Source organism: Pseudomonas sp. KH_024_B2, assembly GCF_057839965.1.
In genome coordinates, this window is the sequence record NZ_CM174502.1 from 2,547,919 (window position 1) to 2,566,999 (window position 19,081).

Annotated in this window: 20 protein-coding genes and 1 pseudogene; 8 read left to right on the plus strand and 13 right to left on the minus strand. The window is 53.5% G+C overall.

Annotation, left to right across the window (positions count from 1 at the left end):
• Positions 1–50 precede the first annotated feature (50 nt).
• Genes AC3I0A_RS11965 through AC3I0A_RS11975 form a run of 3 tightly spaced genes read left to right on the plus strand, consistent with a single transcriptional unit; the run spans position 51 to position 2,265 of the window.
• Positions 51–1,085 carry a hypothetical protein gene (locus tag AC3I0A_RS11965; protein ID WP_489378003.1) on the plus strand — a complete coding sequence of 345 codons (1,035 nt, stop codon included), beginning with the start codon at positions 51–53 and terminating at the stop codon, positions 1,083–1,085.
• 15 nt (positions 1,086–1,100) lie between these two features.
• Positions 1,101–1,289, plus strand: a complete 189-nt coding sequence (locus AC3I0A_RS11970; protein WP_489378005.1) for a hypothetical protein — start codon at positions 1,101–1,103, stop codon at positions 1,287–1,289.
• A gap of 43 nt (positions 1,290–1,332) precedes the next feature.
• Positions 1,333–2,265 carry a hypothetical protein gene (locus AC3I0A_RS11975; RefSeq protein WP_489378006.1) on the plus strand — a complete coding sequence of 311 codons (933 nt, stop codon included), beginning with the start codon at positions 1,333–1,335 and terminating at the stop codon, positions 2,263–2,265.
• A gap of 136 nt (positions 2,266–2,401) precedes the next feature.
• On the opposite strand, the gene AC3I0A_RS11980 is transcribed toward AC3I0A_RS11975, so the two are convergent.
• Entirely contained in the window at positions 2,402–2,854 is a 453-nt protein-coding gene (locus AC3I0A_RS11980) for a hypothetical protein (RefSeq protein WP_489378007.1), read from the minus strand.
• A gap of 312 nt (positions 2,855–3,166) precedes the next feature.
• Positions 3,167–3,736, minus strand: coding sequence for a recombinase family protein (locus tag AC3I0A_RS11985; protein ID WP_489378008.1), 570 nt, complete (start codon positions 3,734–3,736; stop codon positions 3,167–3,169).
• 514 nt (positions 3,737–4,250) lie between these two features.
• Between AC3I0A_RS11985 and AC3I0A_RS11990 the strand changes: the two genes are divergently transcribed.
• Positions 4,251–4,622: a hypothetical protein gene (locus AC3I0A_RS11990; protein WP_489378009.1), complete on the plus strand. Its 372-nt coding sequence runs from the start codon at positions 4,251–4,253 to the stop codon at positions 4,620–4,622.
• A 101-nt stretch (positions 4,623–4,723) separates the two neighbouring features.
• Here the strand turns inward: AC3I0A_RS11990 and AC3I0A_RS11995 are convergent, their stop codons facing one another.
• The 4 genes from AC3I0A_RS11995 to AC3I0A_RS12010 all read right to left on the minus strand — a co-directional run bounded on the left by AC3I0A_RS11995 (position 4,724) and on the right by AC3I0A_RS12010 (position 8,878).
• Complete coding sequence (locus tag AC3I0A_RS11995; RefSeq protein WP_489378010.1) at positions 4,724–5,926, minus strand: hypothetical protein; 1,203 nt, start codon at positions 5,924–5,926, stop codon at positions 4,724–4,726.
• A gap of 440 nt (positions 5,927–6,366) precedes the next feature.
• A complete protein-coding gene (locus AC3I0A_RS12000) occupies positions 6,367–6,840 on the minus strand; it encodes a hypothetical protein (RefSeq protein WP_489378011.1) in 474 nt (157 codons plus the stop codon).
• On the minus strand, positions 6,840–6,977 hold the full coding sequence (locus tag AC3I0A_RS12005) for a hypothetical protein (RefSeq protein ID WP_489378012.1): 138 nt from the start codon (positions 6,975–6,977) through the stop codon (positions 6,840–6,842). The genes AC3I0A_RS12000 and AC3I0A_RS12005 overlap by 1 nt, the downstream gene beginning before the upstream one ends.
• Before the next feature lie 923 nt (positions 6,978–7,900).
• A complete protein-coding gene (locus tag AC3I0A_RS12010) occupies positions 7,901–8,878 on the minus strand; it encodes an IS5 family transposase (RefSeq protein WP_489377235.1) in 978 nt (325 codons plus the stop codon).
• Positions 8,879–9,385: 507 nt separating this feature from the next.
• Here AC3I0A_RS12010 and AC3I0A_RS12015 point away from each other — a divergent pair.
• Both AC3I0A_RS12015 and AC3I0A_RS12020 read left to right on the plus strand, forming a co-directional pair.
• On the plus strand, positions 9,386–9,931 hold the full coding sequence (locus tag AC3I0A_RS12015) for a hypothetical protein (RefSeq protein ID WP_489378013.1): 546 nt from the start codon (positions 9,386–9,388) through the stop codon (positions 9,929–9,931).
• Positions 9,922–10,098: pseudogene (locus tag AC3I0A_RS12020) on the plus strand (FKBP-type peptidyl-prolyl cis-trans isomerase); the annotation flags it as partial. The gene AC3I0A_RS12015 and the pseudogene AC3I0A_RS12020, both read left to right, overlap by 10 nt.
• 7 nt (positions 10,099–10,105) lie before the next feature.
• On the opposite strand, the gene AC3I0A_RS12025 reads toward AC3I0A_RS12020, so the two are convergent.
• The 3 genes from AC3I0A_RS12025 to AC3I0A_RS12035 form a co-directional block, all read right to left on the minus strand.
• Positions 10,106–10,669, minus strand: coding sequence for a YceI family protein (locus tag AC3I0A_RS12025; RefSeq protein ID WP_489378015.1), 564 nt, complete (start codon positions 10,667–10,669; stop codon positions 10,106–10,108).
• Positions 10,670–10,677: 8 nt separating this feature from the next.
• Positions 10,678–11,217, minus strand: coding sequence for a cytochrome b (locus AC3I0A_RS12030; protein WP_489378016.1), 540 nt, complete (start codon positions 11,215–11,217; stop codon positions 10,678–10,680).
• Between the two features lie 154 nt (positions 11,218–11,371).
• Positions 11,372–11,980: a LysE family translocator gene (locus tag AC3I0A_RS12035; protein ID WP_489378017.1), complete on the minus strand. Its 609-nt coding sequence runs from the start codon at positions 11,978–11,980 to the stop codon at positions 11,372–11,374.
• A gap of 104 nt (positions 11,981–12,084) precedes the next feature.
• Here AC3I0A_RS12035 and AC3I0A_RS12040 point away from each other — a divergent pair, with 104 nt between their 5' ends.
• Positions 12,085–12,999, plus strand: a complete 915-nt coding sequence (locus AC3I0A_RS12040; protein WP_489378018.1) for a LysR substrate-binding domain-containing protein — start codon at positions 12,085–12,087, stop codon at positions 12,997–12,999.
• A 101-nt stretch (positions 13,000–13,100) separates the two neighbouring features.
• Entirely contained in the window at positions 13,101–14,015 is a 915-nt protein-coding gene (locus AC3I0A_RS12045; protein ID WP_489378019.1) for a WaaS/CpsH family glycosyltransferase, read from the plus strand.
• 94 nt (positions 14,016–14,109) lie between these two features.
• Here AC3I0A_RS12045 and AC3I0A_RS12050 read toward each other — a convergent pair whose 3' ends face one another.
• The 4 genes from AC3I0A_RS12050 to AC3I0A_RS12065 form a co-directional block, all read right to left on the minus strand.
• Complete coding sequence (locus tag AC3I0A_RS12050) at positions 14,110–15,129, minus strand: branched-chain amino acid aminotransferase (RefSeq protein ID WP_489378020.1); 1,020 nt, start codon at positions 15,127–15,129, stop codon at positions 14,110–14,112.
• A gap of 234 nt (positions 15,130–15,363) precedes the next feature.
• Positions 15,364–16,746 (minus strand): dihydrolipoyl dehydrogenase, encoded by a 1,383-nt coding sequence (lpdA, locus tag AC3I0A_RS12055; protein ID WP_489378021.1) that lies wholly within the window; start codon positions 16,744–16,746, stop codon positions 15,364–15,366.
• A 3-nt stretch (positions 16,747–16,749) separates the two neighbouring features.
• Positions 16,750–18,021, minus strand: coding sequence for a dihydrolipoamide acetyltransferase family protein (locus tag AC3I0A_RS12060; RefSeq protein WP_489378022.1), 1,272 nt, complete (start codon positions 18,019–18,021; stop codon positions 16,750–16,752).
• Positions 18,022–19,080 (minus strand): alpha-ketoacid dehydrogenase subunit beta, encoded by a 1,059-nt coding sequence (locus AC3I0A_RS12065; protein ID WP_489378023.1) that lies wholly within the window; start codon positions 19,078–19,080, stop codon positions 18,022–18,024.
• Position 19,081 lies beyond the last annotated feature (1 nt).

The window sequence follows — 19,081 nt, forward strand, 5'->3', positions numbered from 1 at the left end:
GGCTTCGCTACACTCGTTGAGTAACCGGAAAGCATGGAGGGGGATGGTCAGTGGCGACTCTAGGTAAGCTTTGGGCGGGAAGAGCATTCGGAACGAATACCGGGAATCTAGCCATCACGTTTGAAAAGGACGGTGAAGAGCTGGAGGGCATTATTCGATTCCATGATGATCAGTACGGGCTTGTAACCTATGAAGTTCATGGCACGTATGACGATGAAATAAAGCTGACTGGCAACGCAACAACACAAACGGAAGGGGTTGAATACGGTGAGCTTGCTGTCAAAGCTGCACTGACTCCTGAAGGCAGTTTGAAAGGTGAATGGTCAACCTCTATAGGTTCGGGAGGGCCGTTCATAGCTCATCCTCACGGTGTGGGAGCCGCTAACACCGAAAAGACAGACCTCGGCATTGAACAGTTTTACACGCAGGCGTATACGCTCGGAGCATTGAGGCTTGCTAAAGACGATGTAATATCGCTCATGGAAGCAGTGAAGAAAGACTTCAACGCCGAAGCAAAGCTGATTGTAACTTATCGAAGTGCAGGAGCTGAAGTGACACAGCACGGCAAAGATTTCATTGCACAGATGGGTGGACATAAAAATCTGACATATCTGAAAGTGTTCATGCAAGAGCCTGATGAGTTCGGTGTTAACAAATTTGCATATGCAGAGCTGGCAGAGCATGGTTTCAATCGGGTGGTCGCACAAGGTGTGCGTGAAGTTTGGGTAGAGGGCAAAGCTCAAACATTACGCAGTGAATTGGCGAAGAATGAAAAGGGCCTTGCCACAAACTTCAAGCGATTTGGGCTCAATCTGAATCAACTTGCACTGTTCATGATGATAGTGGCTATGACCTACGTGCCAAAATTTTGGATGAAAATCCTGATTGGTGCTTTGGTCTTCGGGTTGATTAAGCTTGTAGGTTGGCTACACATGGCATTCATTCCCAATGCGTACATTCGCCTCACAGACGTCAAAGATACTTGGGCTGCACGATGGGGCGCATCTATTTTATCTTGGGTGTCGGCACTCACCACCACTGTAATCGGTGGCTATATAATCTATGTGTTGACGAAGACGGCCTAATGGCTGGAGGTGTGTATGAGTGGTGAAATTACTTGCGGTAAATGTGGCTCTATTTACAAACTCACGGGAATGAAATTTCCTGTTCGAGATCAAGGCTCTATAGATTGCAGTGTCTGTGGTGAAGAGTTGAAACGTTGGAGTGGGACGACAGACTGGACAGCAGAACTCATAGAGACGCATGAGAAGCACGTGCAAAAGGATTGACCTGCAAAAGTGTGCCTCTACGAACCACAGCATGGAGCATGAAATGAAAGAAACAATCTACAACTTCTTCCTGTTTGCGGACGCACAAGAGCGGGTTAGCCTCCTTGGCCATATACTCTATGAAGTGGACGGTACAGATGAAGACAAATTGGCATTCTTGAAAGGAGCGGCAGAACAAGACTTCGAGAAGGCTACATTCACAAAGGCTCCAGCAGATTTGACAATCGGTGCATATACCGCGCGTTGTCGGTTGGGCACAGCTCTTGAGCTATTCGAATATGCGTTTGAGTTGCACGCCACGCGAACTCCATTGTCTGGGATTACTATCATCATGGATGGAAAGCCCGCGATAAACTATACCTCTGATCAGTCTCCGTTAGATATGGACGATGTGAATAAAATCATGGGGGAGAAAAGTGTCATGGATGACTGGCTGGTGAAGTATATGCGAGGCGATGAATTTCTCTTTACTGAACTAATAAATGATGATTTTATTCTGGCCTACAAGCTTCTCTTCAACAACAAACACTACGCATCTGCATTAAAGCTCTTCCTGTCCTGTATCGACAGCATTGGACATGTCGAATATGGATATGAAAAAACACGATCGGAAAGAGCAGTGTTCAGCCGATGGCTTGACGTATACGTTGACTTAAAGCCTATAGGCGTCACCGCTGATGAGCTTTGGGAATTGAGAAATGGACTCTTGCATATGTCAAATCTCGATTCTCAGAAGGTAGTAAAGAAAAGCGCTCGAAGAATATCACTGTCGATAGGCGATGTTCCAAAGGAAGCGCAAGGTGTAGGCGATACCTATTACTTCAATCTCCATCCATTCTATCTTGCTGTATGCGAGGGGATAGGGAGGTGGCTTCAGACATATGCGAATGACTACGATAAGTTTCTGGTATTCATTGAGCGATGGGATAGAACAATATCTGATTCAAGGATGGCGCTTTACACCCCTGACAGATGATGTAGGGTTGCCCTTCCTCTTTTTGAAGATACTTCAAAAGTGAGGACTCTTTTTCTGAAGAAACGCTCAAGCGTTTGCTATTCACTGCCACACGTATTCAGGTGCTAGAAAAAGGCGGACACTGTCCGCCCCAATCTCAATCTTGCCGCTCAAGCCAATTTTTCACGGCTTGAATATCATCTACACCATAATAGCCAGGTTTGGTGTTGGGCTCGAAAACACCTTCGCCAATTGCCGCATCAAAGTGGCGCCGCACTAGGTCGTAGTCTGGCACCTGAAGCCTTTTGATTATCTCCAGCGCTGGTTCCTGTCCGAAATATCCGTCAGAAACGAAGCTCAAGAGTGTTATCAGGCCATCAGCGCCAGTGAACTCGGTCAAGGGCAGATCATTGACGAGGTTCTGTTCTTTCTGGAATTCCGCCCGTTGATCGTACTGGCAACCATGCGGGCGAGGAGATGCAGGCCGAATATGGACGATACGAGGGGAGTGATTCACTCTCCTGCCATTTTCTTCGCGGTTCAACCATTCGAGCCAGCCATCACTCGCTTCGTTTATGCGAGCGCCACAAGAATCACATATCCACTGCATCCAATCTCTCCCTTAAATACCTATGCGTGATGTCTGCCCCTCAGAGGCAGTGCTCCGATGGTGGCACTCTGGTGATGCACCGTCCAGCCGCAATCCCAGCCGCCGCCAAAATTTCCCGTGCATTTCGATAGTGGTTTGGTTTGTCACTGGCAAAAATAAGCTGGCGACCTGTCCGGGGTGCTTAGCCAAGTACGAGGGGGGCAAATGGGAGCCGCTGCTTTTCTAAAATAACTTGAAGCAACCATCTCCAGGTCATAGATGTGACGAAGCCCGCCGAAGCGGGCTGAGTGAGGCTACAACACGGGGGGAGGATCAAGCCTTGTTCCAGTGACGCTTGACCGTGGCGATGCCGATGGATAGCTCTGCCGCTACCTGAGCCTGTGTCCTGTCTTGTGCCTTCAAACGTTGAACTGCGGTGGTGGTGTCGGTTGCCTCTGGGCGCCCCAGCTTTTTCCCTTCTGCCTTGGCACGAGCCAATCCCGCCTGAGTACGTTCAATCAGTAAGTCACGTTCAAACTCAGCCACTGCACCCAACACCTGCATGGTCATCTTGCCTGCTGCTGATGTGAGGTCTACACCACCAAGGGCGAGGCAGTGAACACGGATGCCGTTAGTAGCCAGATGTTCAACGGTTTGACGCACATCCATAGCGTTACGGCCTAGACGGTCGAGCTTGGTAACGATCAGCACGTCAGACGATTCCATGCGCTCCAAAAGCTTCTGGAAGCCGGGGCGCTCCTTGGCTGCAATACTGCCAGAGATTTTTTCCTCGACTACTCGTTTCGATTGCACATCAAAGCCAGCGGTTTTCACTTCCTGCACTTGATTCTCTGTGAACTGGCCTGATGTTGAGACACGGGCATAAAGGAAAGTGCGGGGCATCGGGCTTCTCCAAGTGGGATCGTTTAACGTGGTATCACCTTATCAGGGTATCACTAATCTATCAAGCCTATTTAGATGATTCCAATTTAAGGCCGAATGGACGGGATCGTTTAACGACCGTTTTGTGATGCCAGAGGCGGAGTTCTATCGTCGATGGTGTTGAGGCTTTTCAGTGCAGGCGGTGGGGAATTGCGAAGGCGAGATGGTTTTTGATTCTTCCACAGCGATTTGGCACCCATGGATTGCTCCCATGCCGATCAAGCGAAAACCTTGCGGATTTTTTGCAGAAACTAAAAATCGGTGGGGAGAACGAGTTTTGCTACGCATCTAGAAACTGGAAGTCCCGTGGAATCAGGGTTGCAGGCATGTGACATGTTCGACGACTTCAACAGATGAACCGAATCGCTGAGGTTTTGTGGCAGTTATTCGAGGTTTTTCGGAGGTTTCTCGAAGTCACTGACTAAACTGAAATCCATTGCGGATGAAGCCCAAATTGAACGAACAGGGGATGTTTATGAGCGGTTGGCAAAGGTTGTGGGTCGTCATTTGCCTGATTCTGGCAATCATTATCGGGTGGTACACACAACTGATACTGCCAACCGAATCGAGAACCACGTATTACCATGAGACAAGAATCAATCAGTTGACTGGCTACCTGAAGGAAGCGACGACTTCTGTCTATTCGAGTGAATACATCGCAAGCCTGAGAGAGGATATTCGAAAAGAAAACGAAGACTTCCCAAAAGCACTCACAGCACTACCCAAGGAACGAACCGAGTATCTGACTACGGCGCTGGGCATTTGGCTTGGGTTGAGCGTGGGGCTATACATCGCTGGCTGGCTTATCGGCTGGATTTATCGAGGCTTTCGGCCCAAGCAAGCTTGACAAAAATGCTCATTTGCCTGCACGCCGGTGCACACTGAAATACCCATCAACGCCTTATCCTACGTGGCTTGCAGGCTGATTCCACCGTGTGGATTACATCCCTAGTGAGATGATCGAACTATGAAACAAGGCTCTTCAACTGGCACCGAGTTAGCGACTACAAGGACGATAGGGGCTACGTACTCCATTTGGCTATCCAGTTCTTCAACGAAGGAAAGTGTGATCGACTTGCGAGCAGCTGGAGCCTGCACGACTGGTTGCACGGTTTGCTGTAGTGCTTCGGTTGGTTGGTACATCACTGGCGATGCAAGAGCTTTGGCGTACAGAGCGTTGATAACAGAATCGACTGTGTAGGCTGGCTTGCCGTGAAGCATGTCGAAAACCAACTGCATGTCGATTGCATCAAACTCCAAACGGAAACGAGGGCTGGTGTTGGCATCGAGGAATTGCAGGCGCCCAAGGGCGGGCAGAATTTCAGGGCGATATGCTTTTCCTACTCGTTCCCACTCGCTTATCAGAACGCTAGTGTCATCATCAAACCACTGGAATACTCGGAAGTCAGTCGCTTTTTCTTTTCCTTGCACTTCTTGTTTTATCCCCGCAAGGACGCGAGCAGTTGCCGTTTCAATCGTGGCCAGGTGCTTTGTATGGTTGGGGTTTGCTGGGTCGAGGTTATCGACTAACCACGAGTACAGAGCCTGTCGTTTCGACGGTTGAATTCTCTTCGACTTGACCACGGCCATAACAACCTTCTCACCAATCAGCTTGATGATGCGTTGAATCACGTCAGCGTGGTTTGCGTCCTTCTCTAGGGCGAAACGCGGAGGCAAATCAGCAACAGGAATTGACGCACCGCCAGCGAAGTGTTTGGTGCCGTGAGCACGGTTCAATGCCATTGGGGCAACCACCAGATTGTCAGCACGGAACAGGCCGACAGAGGCTTTTCCGCGGACTGGTGCAATGTGACTGATTTCAAACTGAGCTTCGCCGTATTCTTTGCGTAGGCCATAGCCATTCATTTTCTGGCAGGCGGCGTACACGTCATAGAGTGCTTCCAGTTGCTCCTGCGAGAAATCCTTGTAGATCAGAAGTGTTCTCGCACGAATAGCTTGGCGGGCCAGCTCTTGAAAGAAAGGGGAGTTCGTGGCGTTGAACAGATATGTGACTCGGCGTGCTTCATTATTGAAATTGATGCGGCAAGTTGTACCGCAGAACTTCGCTGTTTTGCATTTGGTGCGGAATCGCTTTTTGCACTGGAGGCACGTTGGTTGACGTTTAGCTGTTACTCTGGATGTTGCGGTCATTTGTGTTGGCTCCATTATGGGTGGCGTTGATAGGGCTTTGGGCTTTGGGGTTACATGGGTCAGAGTGGAAGCAGAACGCATTGCAATAGCGGCGACGCTTCTGGGCTGAGAAAACATGACCGCAGTAGTTGCAGGTACAAGTCTTGTTCATCGAGTAATTCTCCTAGTTGGGGTTGATGTTTGGGTTGTTGGGTATGGCTCGCATTATTTCAACGGATACTATCTTTCGTATTTGCTCGTTGTTTATCGTTCTGTCTTGCGAGCGCTCTAGTTGAAGTCTGTTGTATGTTTGTCGATTCAAGTCAATTGCGTGTTGGCTGACAGATTCAATCTGTGTTGATTGGCTAAAGTGCGATACTGCAATCAGTGCCAAAGTCAAACAGAAGGCGAGTGTCGTTTTGCCGATGTACATAGGCATGCTCCTTGTGTGCTGGTGGGGATCACTTCGACAGCTCGGCACGAATGCGAGTCTCGATTACAGCTCGTTGGGCTTGACGTTCGGCTGTCAGTTCCCGTTCGACTTGACGATCAATTGCGGCTTCTTCCAATTCTACTTGTCTAGCAATGATCTTTTCGTTTTCACGTTCAATGCTTGCACGGTAATCTTGCTCAACTTGAGTATGGATCGCTTTCAGGTCGGCTTTCTGCTCTGTTTGGGATTTCTTTACGTAAAAGGTGATATAGGCACCGTGCTGTAGTGGAGTAACATCACTGTGCATGTATCCGGTAGCTAGAAGCTCATCACGACGTTTGAATGCAGCTGGAAGACCCAAAGCCATTACGGCCAATTGGCTTACTGTGGCGCGTGTCGAGGGAAGAGCTTGTTCATCACAAAACCCACCATCATAAAATCGAGTAGCGTTGTCTTTCAGGAATTGCAGATCTGTTTTGTTAAAGGTCTTCAGTACGGACATCAGTTGGTTTCCTTGTATTGTTTGAGTTGGATTAGTGGGGCAAGGTATTGCTCAACGATTGCTTTGCTTTCGTCAAAAAATTCCGTTGTTGATTGGTTCGGCCATTCGAGTTGGTCTGTCTCTTCATTGAACTCCATTTGGTTCTCCCGTATCGGTGTTTTGTTTATCTTGTTTGGCTCGGTATAACTGCATGTAACAGCGGTGCGAGCATGTTTGTTTTGAAGCGCGTTGCGTTTTCATGGAGTTTCCACAGATCACGCAGGGACGTACTAGGATCAAAGCCATTCGGCCTCCTTATTTGGCAATTGGGTGTGAGAATAACGAAAGACGGAGAAAACAAAGGGCCTGACGGCCCAAAGTTTCTCCTGTTTCTCTCAAGATATTTGCTGTTTCCATCGCCGACAGCGAGCGGCCTATTGAGCGAACGGAGCAAACCCGCCTGAACCGATGTGCCAGTTTTGCCAACGCTACTGGATAGAGCGCAAGGAACCAACGGGGAAACAGTCCATTGGTGGCATCTCAAGATATTGAGGGGGTATAGGTGAGCTACATTGAACGCAGCTCGCCCGCCATCATATCGAAGGAATTAAATAATGATGGTGAAATATGAGTTAGAAGGCGGTAACAGAAAGCTACCACCAGACAACAGAAGCGAACCCATTCCTACATGGTAGATTGGAAATCTGTTGATGCGGAAGTTGAAAAATTTCTTCTCTACCTTTTTATAATTTTCTCACGCAAGTGCTGTTTTGTCAAGTTTTACTTGCTTGGTTTGTTTAAGTGGTGTAGGGGTTTTTTATCGGTGCCCGGCACTCTCCGGATTGCAGGGCGTGCCGCCAAAACAACTTTACTCAGGTTCATCTTTGATAAAGGAAGGGATGGCTGGTAGTAGGGGGAGTTTGGAAATTGCCTCTAGGGAAGGTCTGAAGTACCCAGCGATTTTTGATGCCCTCTCTGCTTGAGGTTCAAAAAACGCTTATTCGGTCGAAAACCAGACCTTTCCTGTCTTTAATTCATGTTTTTTCCTCTAATCGCGCTGTTTCAGGGCGATTAGCCCGCATTACAGACGCACCTCTCCTGCATTCAACAATCGTTTTCGCACCATCCACAGGTTCGACAAGGCGAACAACGTCGTCTGTTGAGCGATGTTTTTCGTCAGACCACGAAAGCGCACTTTCGTATAGCCAAACTGGCGCTTGATCACTCGAAACGGATGCTCAACCTTGGCTCTGACTTGCGCTTTCGCATACTCAATCCCGCGTAGCACACTACCGATCACCGTGTCTTTGCCATGCTCTTTGTACGAACTGGGCCGCGCAGAAATCGACCAGATCATCTTGCGATCCTGATGTTCTGGGCGCTTCTGCACGCCGGTGTAACCAGCATCGCCACAGACGTGAACTTCTTCCCCGTGAAGCAGTTGATCCACTTGCGTCACGTCCGCCACGTTGGCAGGCGTACCGACAACGCTATGAACCAACCCCGAATCAGCGTCCACGCCAATGTGAGACTTCATTCCAAAAAAGTACTGATTTCCTTTCTTGGTCTGATGCATCTCGGGGTCACGTTTTTTGTCTTTGTTCTTGGTTGAACTGGGCGCATGAATGATCGTCGCATCCACAATCGTTCCGTGGCGCAACATCAATCCACGGTCGCCCAGATAACCGTTGATAACCTGCAAAATCCCACCCGCCAGCTCATGTTTTTCCAGCAAGCGGCGGAAGTTGAGGATCGTGGTTTCGTCAGGAATTCGATCCAGATGCAGCCCCGCGAACTGGCGCAGGATCGTCGTTTCATACAGCGATTCTTCCATCGCCGGGTCGCTGTAGCCGAACCAGTTTTGCATCAGATGAACCCGTAACATCGCCAGCAACGGATACGCCGGACGACCGCCTTCACCCTTCGGATAATACGGCTCGATCAAGGCAATCAAACCCTTCCAGGGCACGACCTGATCCATCTCGATCAGGAAGCGCTCACGTCGGGTTTGCTTACGTTTGCCGGCGTATTCGGCATCGGCGAAGGACATCTGTTTCATCGGGGCTCAACCGTTCTGTTCGTGTGAGGTGCGTATTTCACCAAATCTGGAAGTCTTTTTCAGAGTTTCCCTAGGTTCTGAGCTGCTGTCGCGCCTTGGCTGTATATATCGAAAGTGACGGAGCCCATTTCATGACAAACAATTTCAGCGATCAGTGGAGCTTGCACGGAGGCTCTATGAAGCTGCGTGACGACAGTCTTGCGGATAGAGTGAAAGAATTGCCGGTTACCATAGCCGTGCGTTGTCTTGAGTCTACCAAATGCCTTGGAGAGAGCGTCTGATCGGATTCCGAATTTTTTTTTGCTGTCAGACGGCACCAGATTCCCGCCCTTGGATTGCTCAAACAGACGATCAACAAGGGGCGATAGGGCAGGGTAAGGATCGAGGCGGGAACAAAACACCTCTAGGGCTGTGCAGTTCGTGCTGGCTAGTGGCTATACGCGGTCTGCCGTCGTTTTGGAGGCTCTGGTAACATCCGGCATATCAGTTGGCGACAGGGCGAAGACGTTGAAGAAAATCTTGGGGTGGGTGCTCGGTACAGTGGCGGCAGTGCCGATAACGAAATGGGTCGAGTCTCAATTGAACTTGTCGTTTTTCAGTCCAGCAATTTCAGGGCTGTGGAGCTGGATAAAGAGTGTAGGCAGTTGGCTGGCAAGAGATGTTTCTTTCCCGTTCTGGGTAGTGATGCTCGTGGTTGTATTGATTGTGCTGCTTCTGTTGCCCGTTGCAGCACTGGTATATGCCCGGTATGAGACGGTTGAGCCCGCTGCTGTGGAAGGTGTGCCTTTAACGGATGACCAAAACCTTGTATTCCGTGTTGTGGGGAATGCGATCCAACAGGGTTATCAGTTTGGATTCAACGAAGTGCTTGAGAGCTCTGGTCTGTCCAGAATCGCAACGCAGAATGCCCTAGAGCACCTTGCAAGTGTGAGACTGATTCTTCCCGTCCCGGCCTATTACGGGGGGCACTATGCCGAACTCACTCCGCTAGGCCGGGAATATTTTCTTGAGCTAGAGGCGCGTGGTAAGCCCAGACTGTTCAGGGTCATATAGAAAAAGGTTGCGATCAGGGGCTGATGGGCATGAAAGTCGGCGGCAAGCGCAAGCTTTGGGTGCCGGCGCATCTGGCCTACGGTGAACGATCGATGGGCGCGATCACACCCCATTCAGACCTGACCTTCGAGATCGAGTTGCTGGAAGTGCTGACGCGGGATGATTGATCGCGCGCTATTGCGCAGGCGCGACCACGCGGAATCTGATGTGGATATCGTTGGAAATGATGCCGTAATCGGCCCACTCGCCTTCACCGATGCTGAAGTCGGCGCGTTTGAGGATGAATTCGCCACTGAATACGCCGATGGAGTGTTGTGGCTTCAAAATGACTTGCGCCTTGACGTCGCGAGTGCGGCCCTTGAGTGCGAGCTTGCCGGCGATCTCGTAGCGGTTGTTGTCGAGGGCCTTGACGCTGTTCGATTCGAATTTCGCCACGGGATACACCGCCGTGTTGAACCAGGCGGGCTTTTGCAGTTCGCTGTTGGCGTCGCTGGCGCCAGCGTCGATGCTGTCGAGCTGGATGGTGAGCTCGGCATGGGCCGCTGTGGGGTTTGCCGAGTCAAAGTCGAGCCTGGCGTCGAATTTGCCGAAAGTGCCGTACACCCTCGCGCCCATCTGGGTATAGGTGAAGGAGATTTGGCTGGCAGCCGCGTTCACTTGCTTGTATTCAGCGGCGTGGGCGCAGGTCAAGGCGCTCAGCGTCAGTGCGGTGGCCAACCCGGCAGAACTTCGATTCATGAATTGAGTCAGCCTTTGTTCTTGCGCGGCAGTATGCGTGTGAGTACGTCGTCGCGATCGATGAAGTGGTGCTTCAGTGCAGCGACTGTATGAATGATCACGAGGCCAAGCAAGATGTAATTGAGCGCCTCATGCAGGTCTTTCAAGCGCTCACCCAACGCGGCATCCTTGGCCAGCAGATCCGGCAGCGGCAGTACACCGAACCATGCCGTCTGGAAGCCTTGCGCCGAACTCATCAGCCAGCCGCTGAGCGGAATCGCGATCATCAGTGCATACAGCAGCCAATGCATGACATGGGACATGAAACGCGACACGGCCGGTATCGTCGTCGGCAGAGGTGGTGCGGGATAAAACAGGCGCCAGCCGAGGCGTATCAGTACCAGAAGAAACAGGGTTACGCCTGCCCATTTGTGCCATGAGTACAGCTTCAGCTTGGTCGGTGAAAGCGCAAGGTCGGGCATGTAGAAACCGATCACGAAGGTGCCGATCAACCCCAGCGCCATTAGCCAGTGGAGGAAAATCGCCGTGCGCGTGTAACGATGATTCATCAGTGCTCAGCCTCGACCGGCTGGAGTGGCTGGGACGACCAAGGCTGCGTTCCCATGGATTTTTAAGTGTAGATGAGTTCGATGTCGGTCACGCGAGGCACAAAGAGGCGCAGCGGCCAGTCAGACGCCTTCTTTCTATTCATACGGCTTCTTTCTATTTAGTGGACGAGGCCATGAGCACCCCAAAACAGAAAAAGCTGATACCTGACAGCTTTCCTGCCAGCCAGGAACCTTTTTTCGTGGAGAGCCAGCCTCTGGCGCTGCTGGCCAGAAGTGCATAGGCAGTATGCACCAGGATGACCAGCAGACTGTAAGACGAAACCAGCACCAGGAACTGCGCATAATAGTTCTCGGAAGACCTGATGAACTGTGGAAATACCGCCAGGAAAAAGAACCCGGCTTTCGGGTTCAGTAACTGTATCGACAACGCTTCGATGAAGCGGCGCCAAGGCCTGGAAGCCGTCACTTCAAGTTCGGGGATGAAGCTGTCAGCGCGCCACATTTTAAAACCCAGATATAAAAGATACAGTGCGCCAACGTACTTCAACGCGGTAAATGCGCTCGCGGAAGTGGCCAGAATCAATCCGACGCTGCTGGCACAAAGACCGGCAACGACAAAGGCGCCCAGCGCAATGCCGACGATGCCTGGCAATGCACCGGTCCAGCCATGGCGAAGTGAATTCGAGAGCGTTAATACCACACCCGGGCCGGGGCTCAGCACCGTTAACGTTGCCAATAACAGGAACAATCCATAGCTGGTCATACTCACTCCAAAAGGTCACGCCGCAGGTGGCATGCAGGTTGGCGTGAGGAAGGGGAGACTGACAAACGCTTTAATTACCCCGCATATGTGACTAAATTAGACACATGATAAATAACCTTCCGCCCTTGAATGCCGTCCGCGCGTTTGCCGCAGCCGCTCGCCATCAGAGCTTCAGCCGTGCCGCCGAAGAACTGCACGTCAGCCACAGCGCCGTCAGTCGCCACATAAAACTGCTCGAGGAGCACCTCGGCGTGCTGCTTTTCGAGCGCCGGACGCGACAGTCGGTACTGACTCCCGCGGGCCTGACCTTCTATGAGCAGGTCAGCGCAGCCCTCACGCAAATCGCCAACGCAGCAGCGGCGCTCACCCAGCGTGCCTCGTTGCGTAAAGTGAAAATCAATGTCCGCCCATCCTTCGCCGTGCGCTGGTTGATTCCCAGGCTGCCGAATTTCATGGCGCTGCACCCGGATATTCAGCCCCAAGTGATCACCAGTACTCAGGCGCCTGATCAGTCCCGTGAAGTGTTCGACATCGTCATTCGCCGCGGTCAGGCCGGCTGGTCTGCGAATGTGCTCGCGCACCTGTTGCTTGAAGATGAAATCCTGATGGTCGCGGCACCGTCCCTGATCCAGACCTTGCCGCTGGACGACGTCAACGATTTGAGTCGACATACGCTCCTGGCAGGCAAGACCAGAAGTTCGGATTGGCAACAATGGGCCGAACATTTCGCGATAGCGCAGCGACCGACTCAGGCGACGCTGCAATTCGATCATATGCATCTGGTGCTTCAGGCTGCCGTGGATGGACTGGGCATTGCCTTGTGTCCTGCTTCGCTGCTGGGAAAAGACCTGTCGAGCGGGCGTCTGATCTGCCCGTTGCCTGACCTGCGCCTTCCGTTGATACCTTATTACTACGGCGTCTCGCAGGATGCGGCGCCGGACACTCAGGTCTTTATTGACTGGTTGTTTGCCCAGATAGACTTCATCAATTGGAGGCCGTTGTGTCAAACTCCTTGTTGAGTGGCTATGTGCTATGTAGGTTCCGCGGACACAATTTAATATCTGGGAAATAGTGTATGAGAGTGTTTTTTTTAGGTTGGAAAGCTCGATATGAGCAAATCATGATCGATGGTCTTGCTGAAAAACATAATGTTCATAAATTCCACATCCCGGCTTACGCCAAAAAAATCAACCGAACTATAAGATCGCTTCAAAAGCGAATCCCACTAAATTTTTCAACGTCTTGGCTTGGAAAGTTGGTCAATGCGGGTAAATTTGTAAGTGCTGAAGACATATTAGTTTGTAATGAGGGGCAAGCTAAGCGTGGATTAAACCTTAGTGTTATTAGCACTTTCAGAGGCGTGAAGGTCCTTCTGATCAGAGATTTGGTTGATGCGCCCTTTGTAGATGAAATGAGAAAAATTTTCGACAGAATCTACAGCTTCGACCCGGACCAGTGCAGCTTGTTTGGTATTGACTACCTGGAGCAGTTCTTTCCTTTCAATGCAGAAGCAGCAAAAAAACTGAATACAAAAAGGCTGGAGCCTACCAGCCGTATCACTTGTTTTTTTCTTGGCAGGGATAAAGGTCGCGCTCACCTGATAGAAAGCATTGCTAATGACCTTGAAACCTTGGGGTGTAGCATGAAGTTTCAAATCGTGAAGGATGAGACATCTACCTCAATCTCGAAATATCATACTGATTCAGTATTATCGTACGAGGAAAACCTCCAGCTGGTAATTAATGCAGACGTGCTAATAGAGATCAACCAGCCAGGGCAATCTGGCCTCACTCTTCGAACCTTGGAGGCTGCTTTTTTTGACAAGAAACTAATTACCACCAACACAGCAGTCAGGGACTTGTCCTTTTACGATCCTAGTCGCTTCTATATTTTTGAAGGATTTGACAAGGAGGCTATTTCTCGGTTTTTAGCTTCACCCTCAAAGCCGATTGACTTGAAAGCCCTGAAAAAACATTGCCCAGAGACCATGCTTGAACATATACGAGAACCGCAAGGTTCCAGCAGGTACAGTTAAGAGCACAGGTAGTCATTCTCTGCGCAATAAAAAACCCACCCACCGCCGAAGCGATGGATGGGCTCTGTGCCGCCTGGGGCCAGGCCCCGTCAAATCAGACCTTGACGATCCAACCCGCTGGCGCTTCGATCTCGCCGGTCTGTACACCGGTCAGCTCTTTGTAGAGCTTCTGGGTGATCGGGCCGACTTCGGTTTCGCTGTGGAATACGTGCAGCTTGTCGTTGTAGCTGATGCCACCGATCGGGGTGATCACTGCGGCAGTACCGCAAGCGCCGGCTTCCTTGAAGTCGGACAGCTTGTCGATGAACACGTCACCTTCGATCACTTCCAGGCCCAGACGGGTTTTGGCCAGCTCGATCAACGACAGACGGGTGATGCCCGGCAATACCGAAGGGGAATTCGGCGTGACGAACTTGTTGTCGTGGGTGATCCCGAAGAAGTTGGCCGAGCCGACTTCTTCGATTTTCGTGTGGGTCAGCGGGTCCAGGTAGATGCAGTCGGCGAAGTGCGCCTTCTTGGCCTGGGAGCCCGGCATCAGGCTGGCGGCGTAGTTACCACCGACCTTGGCGGCGCCGGTGCCTTGTGGCGCGGCGCGGTCGTAGCTGGAGATCAGGAAGTTGTGCGGCGTCAGGCCGCCCTTGAAGTAGGCGCCGACCGGGATGCAGAAGATCGAGAAGATGAACTCGGGAGCCGTGCGCACGCCGATGTTGTCACCCACGCCGATCACGAACGGGCGCAGGTACAGCGCGCCGCCAGTGCCGTAAGGCGGAATGAAACGCTCGTTGGCGCGGACCACGTCCTTGCACGCTTCGACGAACTGTTCGGTGGACACCTGTGGCATCAGCAGGCGACCGCAGCTGCGTTGCATGCGCGCGGCGTTCTGGTCCGGGCGGAACAGGTTGATCGAACCGTCCTTGCAGCGGTAGGCCTTCAGGCCTTCGAAGCACTGCTGGCCATAGTGAAGGGCGGTGGAGCCTTCGCTGATGTGCAGCACGTTGTCAGAGGTTAAGGTGCCTTTGTCCCACTCGCCATTACGCCAGTGCGACAGATAGCGCTTGTCGGTCTTGATGTAGTCAAAACCCAGCTTGTCCCAATTGATGCTTTCGTTACCCATGACACCCTCTATCACTTAACAACCGTCGGAACGGTTAAAGGCTTCTGACATTTTTTCTGGATGGGGACAACAATACTTCATTCCGGGCCTAAATCGCAGCCCGGAATGCGGTTACTGATCGTTCCCACGCTCTGCGTGGGAATGCAGCCCGGGACGCTCCGCGTCCCAGAAGCGGACGCAGAGCGTCCATTGAGGCATTCCCACGCGGAGCGTGGGAACGATCACCGCCCTGAATCACATGTGCAGCGCATGCCCCAAGGCACGCAGCGCCGCTTCCTGCACCGCTTCACCCAAAGTCGGGTGGGCATGGATGGTGCCGGCGATGTCTTCCAGCCGGGCGCCCATTTCCAGGCTCTGACCGAACGCCGTCGACAATTCCGATACGCCCACACCGACGGCTTGCCAGCCGACAATCACATGGTTGTCCCGCCGCGCTACAACCCGCACGAAGCCGCTTTTCGACTCCAGGGTCATCGCCCGGCCATTGGCGGCGAACGGGAAACTCGAAACGATGCAGTCCAGGCCGGCAGCCTTGGCTTCATCCGGAGTCTTGCCGACCACCACCAGTTCCGGGTCGGTAAAGCACACGGCGGCGATGGCGGTGGGGTTGAACTCGCGGTGTTTGCCCGAGATCAGTTCCGCAACCATCTCGCCCTGAGCCATGGCCCGATGGGCGAGCATCGGTTCGCCGCTCAGGTCGCCAATGGCCCAGACATTGCGCATGCTGGTCTGGCAACGGTTGTCGATCTTGATCGCCGAACCGTTCATGTCCAGGTTCAGGGCCTCGAGATTCCAGCCTTGGGTGTTGGCGCGACGGCCGACAGCGACCAGCACCTGATCGGTTTCCAGGTTAAGGATTTCGCCGTCCGGATCGCGCACTTGCAGAGTGTTGGCATGTGCATCGAAGCCTTCGACGCTGTGCTTGAGATGCAGCTTCACGCCCAGCTGTTTCAGCGCTTCAGCGACCGGTTGAGTCAATTCCTGATCGTAGGCCGGCAGAATGCGATCCTGCGCCTCGACCACGCTGACTTCAGCGCCGAGCTTGCGATAAGCGATCCCCAGTTCCAGCCCGATATAGCCGCCACCGACCACGATCAGCCGTTTCGGGACTGAGGTTGGTGCGAGGGCTTCGGTGGACGAGATGATCGGCCCGCCAATCGGCAGCATCGGCAGGTTGACGCTTTTTGAACCTGTGGCCAGCAGCAGGTGCTCGCACTGGATGCGGGTGTCGCCGACTTCAACGGTCTTGCCGTCGATCACTTTCGCCCAGCCTTGAATGACCTGGACCTTGTGTTTCTTCAGCAACGCGGCAACGCCAGTGGTCAGGCGATCGACGATGCCGTCCTTCCACTCGACGCTTTTGCCGATGTCGAGAGTCGGCGCCGAAACCCTGATCCCCAGCGCCGAGCCTTGGCTGTGGTGCCGGGTCTGGTGGAACTGTTCAGCGACATGGATCAGCGCTTTGGATGGAATGCAGCCGATGTTCAGGCATGTGCCGCCCAGCGCCTGGCCTTCCACCAGAATGGTTGGAATACCCAGTTGCCCGGCGCGGATCGCCGCTACATAGCCGCCGGGGCCGCCGCCGATGATCAGCAGCGTGGTGTTCAAATTCTGCATGTCTTACTCCACAAACAGGGTTGCGGGTTGTTCGAGCAGGCCGCGAATGGCCTGGATGAATAGCGCCGCGTCCATGCCATCGACCACGCGATGGTCGAAGGAGCTGGAGAGGTTCATCATCTTGCGCACCACGATCTGGCCTTTGATCACCATCGGCCGTTCGACGATCTTGTTGACGCCGACGATCGCCACTTCCGGAAGGTTCAGCACCGGAGTGCTGACGATCCCGCCCAAGGCACCGAGGCTGGTCAGGGTAATGCTCGAGCCGGACAGTTCATCGCGGCTGGCCTTGCCGTTGCGTGCAGCAGTGGCCAGACGCGAGATTTCCGTGGCGCTGTCCCACAGGCTGCGGGCTTCGGCGTGGCGGACCACCGGTACCATCAAGCCAATGTTGCTTTGGGTGGCGACGCCGACATGCACCGCGCCGAGGCGGGTGATGACCTGGGCTTCGTCGTCGTAACGGGCGTTGATCTGCGGGAAGTCCCGCAGGGCCACGACCAGCGCACGGACCAGGAACGGCAGCAAGGTCAGCTTGCCGCGAGTGGCGCCGTGTTTTTCGTTCAGGTGCGCGCGCAGTTCTTCCACTGCAGTGACATCGATTTCCTCGACGTAACTGAAGTGGGCGGCGCGCTGGGTGGCTTCCTGCATACGCTGGGCGATCTTGCGGCGCATGCCGATGACCGGGATTTGCTCTTCGTCGTTACGCTCGGCGTAAGCGGCCGTGGCGGTCGACGCATTCGACTGACCCTGAGCCAGAAAGGCGTCGAGGTCTTCGTGCAGAACCCGCCCGGCAGGGCCGGTGCCACGGACTAGACGCAACTGGATGCCGAGATCAAGCGCATGTTTGCGCACGGCCGGGGAGGCCAGCGGACGCTCATCGGCTTCGCGCGCGACCATCGGGCCCTGGCACACGGCTGGGCGCGGAGCCGCAACCGGTTTGCTTTGCACAACAGCTTCAACTTTCGGTGCTGCAACCGGCGCTTCTTTAACAGCAACGGCCGCAGGCTGAGCCGACTCTTTAACGTTGCCCGCGCCTTCGACTTCAATGCTGATCAGAATGCTGCCAACTGCCATGACTTCGCCTGGCACACCGCCCAAGGCGATGACCTTGCCATTCACCGGCGAAGGGATGTCGACCATCGCCTTGTCGGTCATCACATCGGCCAGCACCTGATCTTCGACGACCATGTCGCCGACTTTGACGTGCCACACCGACAATTCAACTTCTGCAATGCCTTCGCCAATGTCCGGCATTTTAATAACGTGCGTGCCCATTCAGACCTCCATAACCCGTTTCAAAGCCGCGCCCACACGGGACGGACCAGGGAAATACGCCCACTCTTGCGCGTGCGGGTAGGGAGTGTCCCAGCCGGTGACGCGCTCGATCGGCGCTTCCAGGTAGTGGAAGCAGTGCTCTTGCACCAGGGCGACCAGTTCGGCGCCGAAGCCGCAAGTGCGGGTCGCTTCGTGAACGATCACGCAGCGTCCGGTTTTCTTCACCGACTTGACGATGGTTTCCAGGTCCAGCGGCCACAGGCTGCGCAGGTCGATCACTTCAGCATCGACGCCGGTTTCTTCCGCCGCGACTTGCGACACATAGACCGTGGTGCCGTAGGTGAGGATGGTGACATCCTTGCCCGGACGGGCAATGGCCGCCACGTCCAGCGGCACGGTGTAGTAGCCGTCCGGCACTTGTGCTGCCGGGTGTTTCGACCAAGGGGTTACCGGGCGGTCGTGGTGGCCGTCGAACGGGCCGTTGTACAGGCGCTTGGGCTCGAGAAAGATCACCGGGTCATCGTTTTCGATGGAGGCGATCAACAGGCCTTTGGCGTCATAGGGGTTGGATGGCATCACCGTGCGCAAACCGCAGACTTGGGTGAACATCGCCTCGATGCTCTGGCTGTGGGTCTGGCCACCGTAGATGCCGCCGCCGCATGGCATGCGCAGGGTCATCGGTGCGGTGAACTCACCGGCCGAGCGATAACGCAGGCGGGCGGCTTCGGAAATGATCTGGTCCGACGCCGGGTAAACATAATCGGCGAACTGGATCTCGGCCACCGGCCGCAAACCGTAAGCGCCCATGCCCACGGCGACGCCGACGATGCCGCTTTCGGAGATCGGTGCGTCGAATACGCGGGAGGTGCCGTACTTGTTCTGCAGACCTTCGGTGCAACGGAACACACCACCGAAGTAGCCTACGTCCTGGCCGAAGACCACGACGTTGTCGTCACGCTCAAGCATCACATCCATGGCCGAGCGCAGGGCCTGGATCATGGTCATGGTGGTCGTGGTCATGGCGGTTTCCAACTCGATTTTATTGTTGTGATCGTTCATG

Bases quoted from the DNA above. Each gene is read 5' to 3' on its own strand.
- AC3I0A_RS11970 (WP_489378005.1), top strand. From the start codon at position 1,101: ATGAGTGGTGAAATTACTTGCGGTAAATGTGGCTCTATTTACAAACTC.
- AC3I0A_RS11975 (WP_489378006.1), top strand. From the start codon at position 1,333: ATGAAAGAAACAATCTACAACTTCTTCCTGTTTGCGGACGCACAAGAG.
- AC3I0A_RS11980 (WP_489378007.1), bottom strand. From the start codon at position 2,854: ATGCAGTGGATATGTGATTCTTGTGGCGCTCGCATAAACGAAGCGAGT.
- AC3I0A_RS11985 (WP_489378008.1), bottom strand. From the start codon at position 3,736: ATGCCCCGCACTTTCCTTTATGCCCGTGTCTCAACATCAGGCCAGTTC.
- AC3I0A_RS11990 (WP_489378009.1), top strand. From the start codon at position 4,251: ATGAGCGGTTGGCAAAGGTTGTGGGTCGTCATTTGCCTGATTCTGGCA.
- AC3I0A_RS11995 (WP_489378010.1), bottom strand. From the start codon at position 5,926: ATGACCGCAACATCCAGAGTAACAGCTAAACGTCAACCAACGTGCCTC.
- AC3I0A_RS12000 (WP_489378011.1), bottom strand. From the start codon at position 6,840: ATGTCCGTACTGAAGACCTTTAACAAAACAGATCTGCAATTCCTGAAA.
- AC3I0A_RS12005 (WP_489378012.1), bottom strand. From the start codon at position 6,977: ATGGAGTTCAATGAAGAGACAGACCAACTCGAATGGCCGAACCAATCA.
- AC3I0A_RS12010 (WP_489377235.1), bottom strand. From the start codon at position 8,878: ATGAAACAGATGTCCTTCGCCGATGCCGAATACGCCGGCAAACGTAAG.
- AC3I0A_RS12025 (WP_489378015.1), bottom strand. From the start codon at position 10,669: ATGAATCGAAGTTCTGCCGGGTTGGCCACCGCACTGACGCTGAGCGCC.
- AC3I0A_RS12030 (WP_489378016.1), bottom strand. From the start codon at position 11,217: ATGAATCATCGTTACACGCGCACGGCGATTTTCCTCCACTGGCTAATG.
- AC3I0A_RS12035 (WP_489378017.1), bottom strand. From the start codon at position 11,980: ATGACCAGCTATGGATTGTTCCTGTTATTGGCAACGTTAACGGTGCTG.
- AC3I0A_RS12040 (WP_489378018.1), top strand. From the start codon at position 12,085: ATGATAAATAACCTTCCGCCCTTGAATGCCGTCCGCGCGTTTGCCGCA.
- AC3I0A_RS12045 (WP_489378019.1), top strand. From the start codon at position 13,101: ATGATCGATGGTCTTGCTGAAAAACATAATGTTCATAAATTCCACATC.
- AC3I0A_RS12050 (WP_489378020.1), bottom strand. From the start codon at position 15,129: ATGGGTAACGAAAGCATCAATTGGGACAAGCTGGGTTTTGACTACATC.
- lpdA (WP_489378021.1), bottom strand. From the start codon at position 16,746: ATGCAGAATTTGAACACCACGCTGCTGATCATCGGCGGCGGCCCCGGC.
- AC3I0A_RS12060 (WP_489378022.1), bottom strand. From the start codon at position 18,021: ATGGGCACGCACGTTATTAAAATGCCGGACATTGGCGAAGGCATTGCA.
- AC3I0A_RS12065 (WP_489378023.1), bottom strand. From the start codon at position 19,080: ATGAACGATCACAACAATAAAATCGAGTTGGAAACCGCCATGACCACG.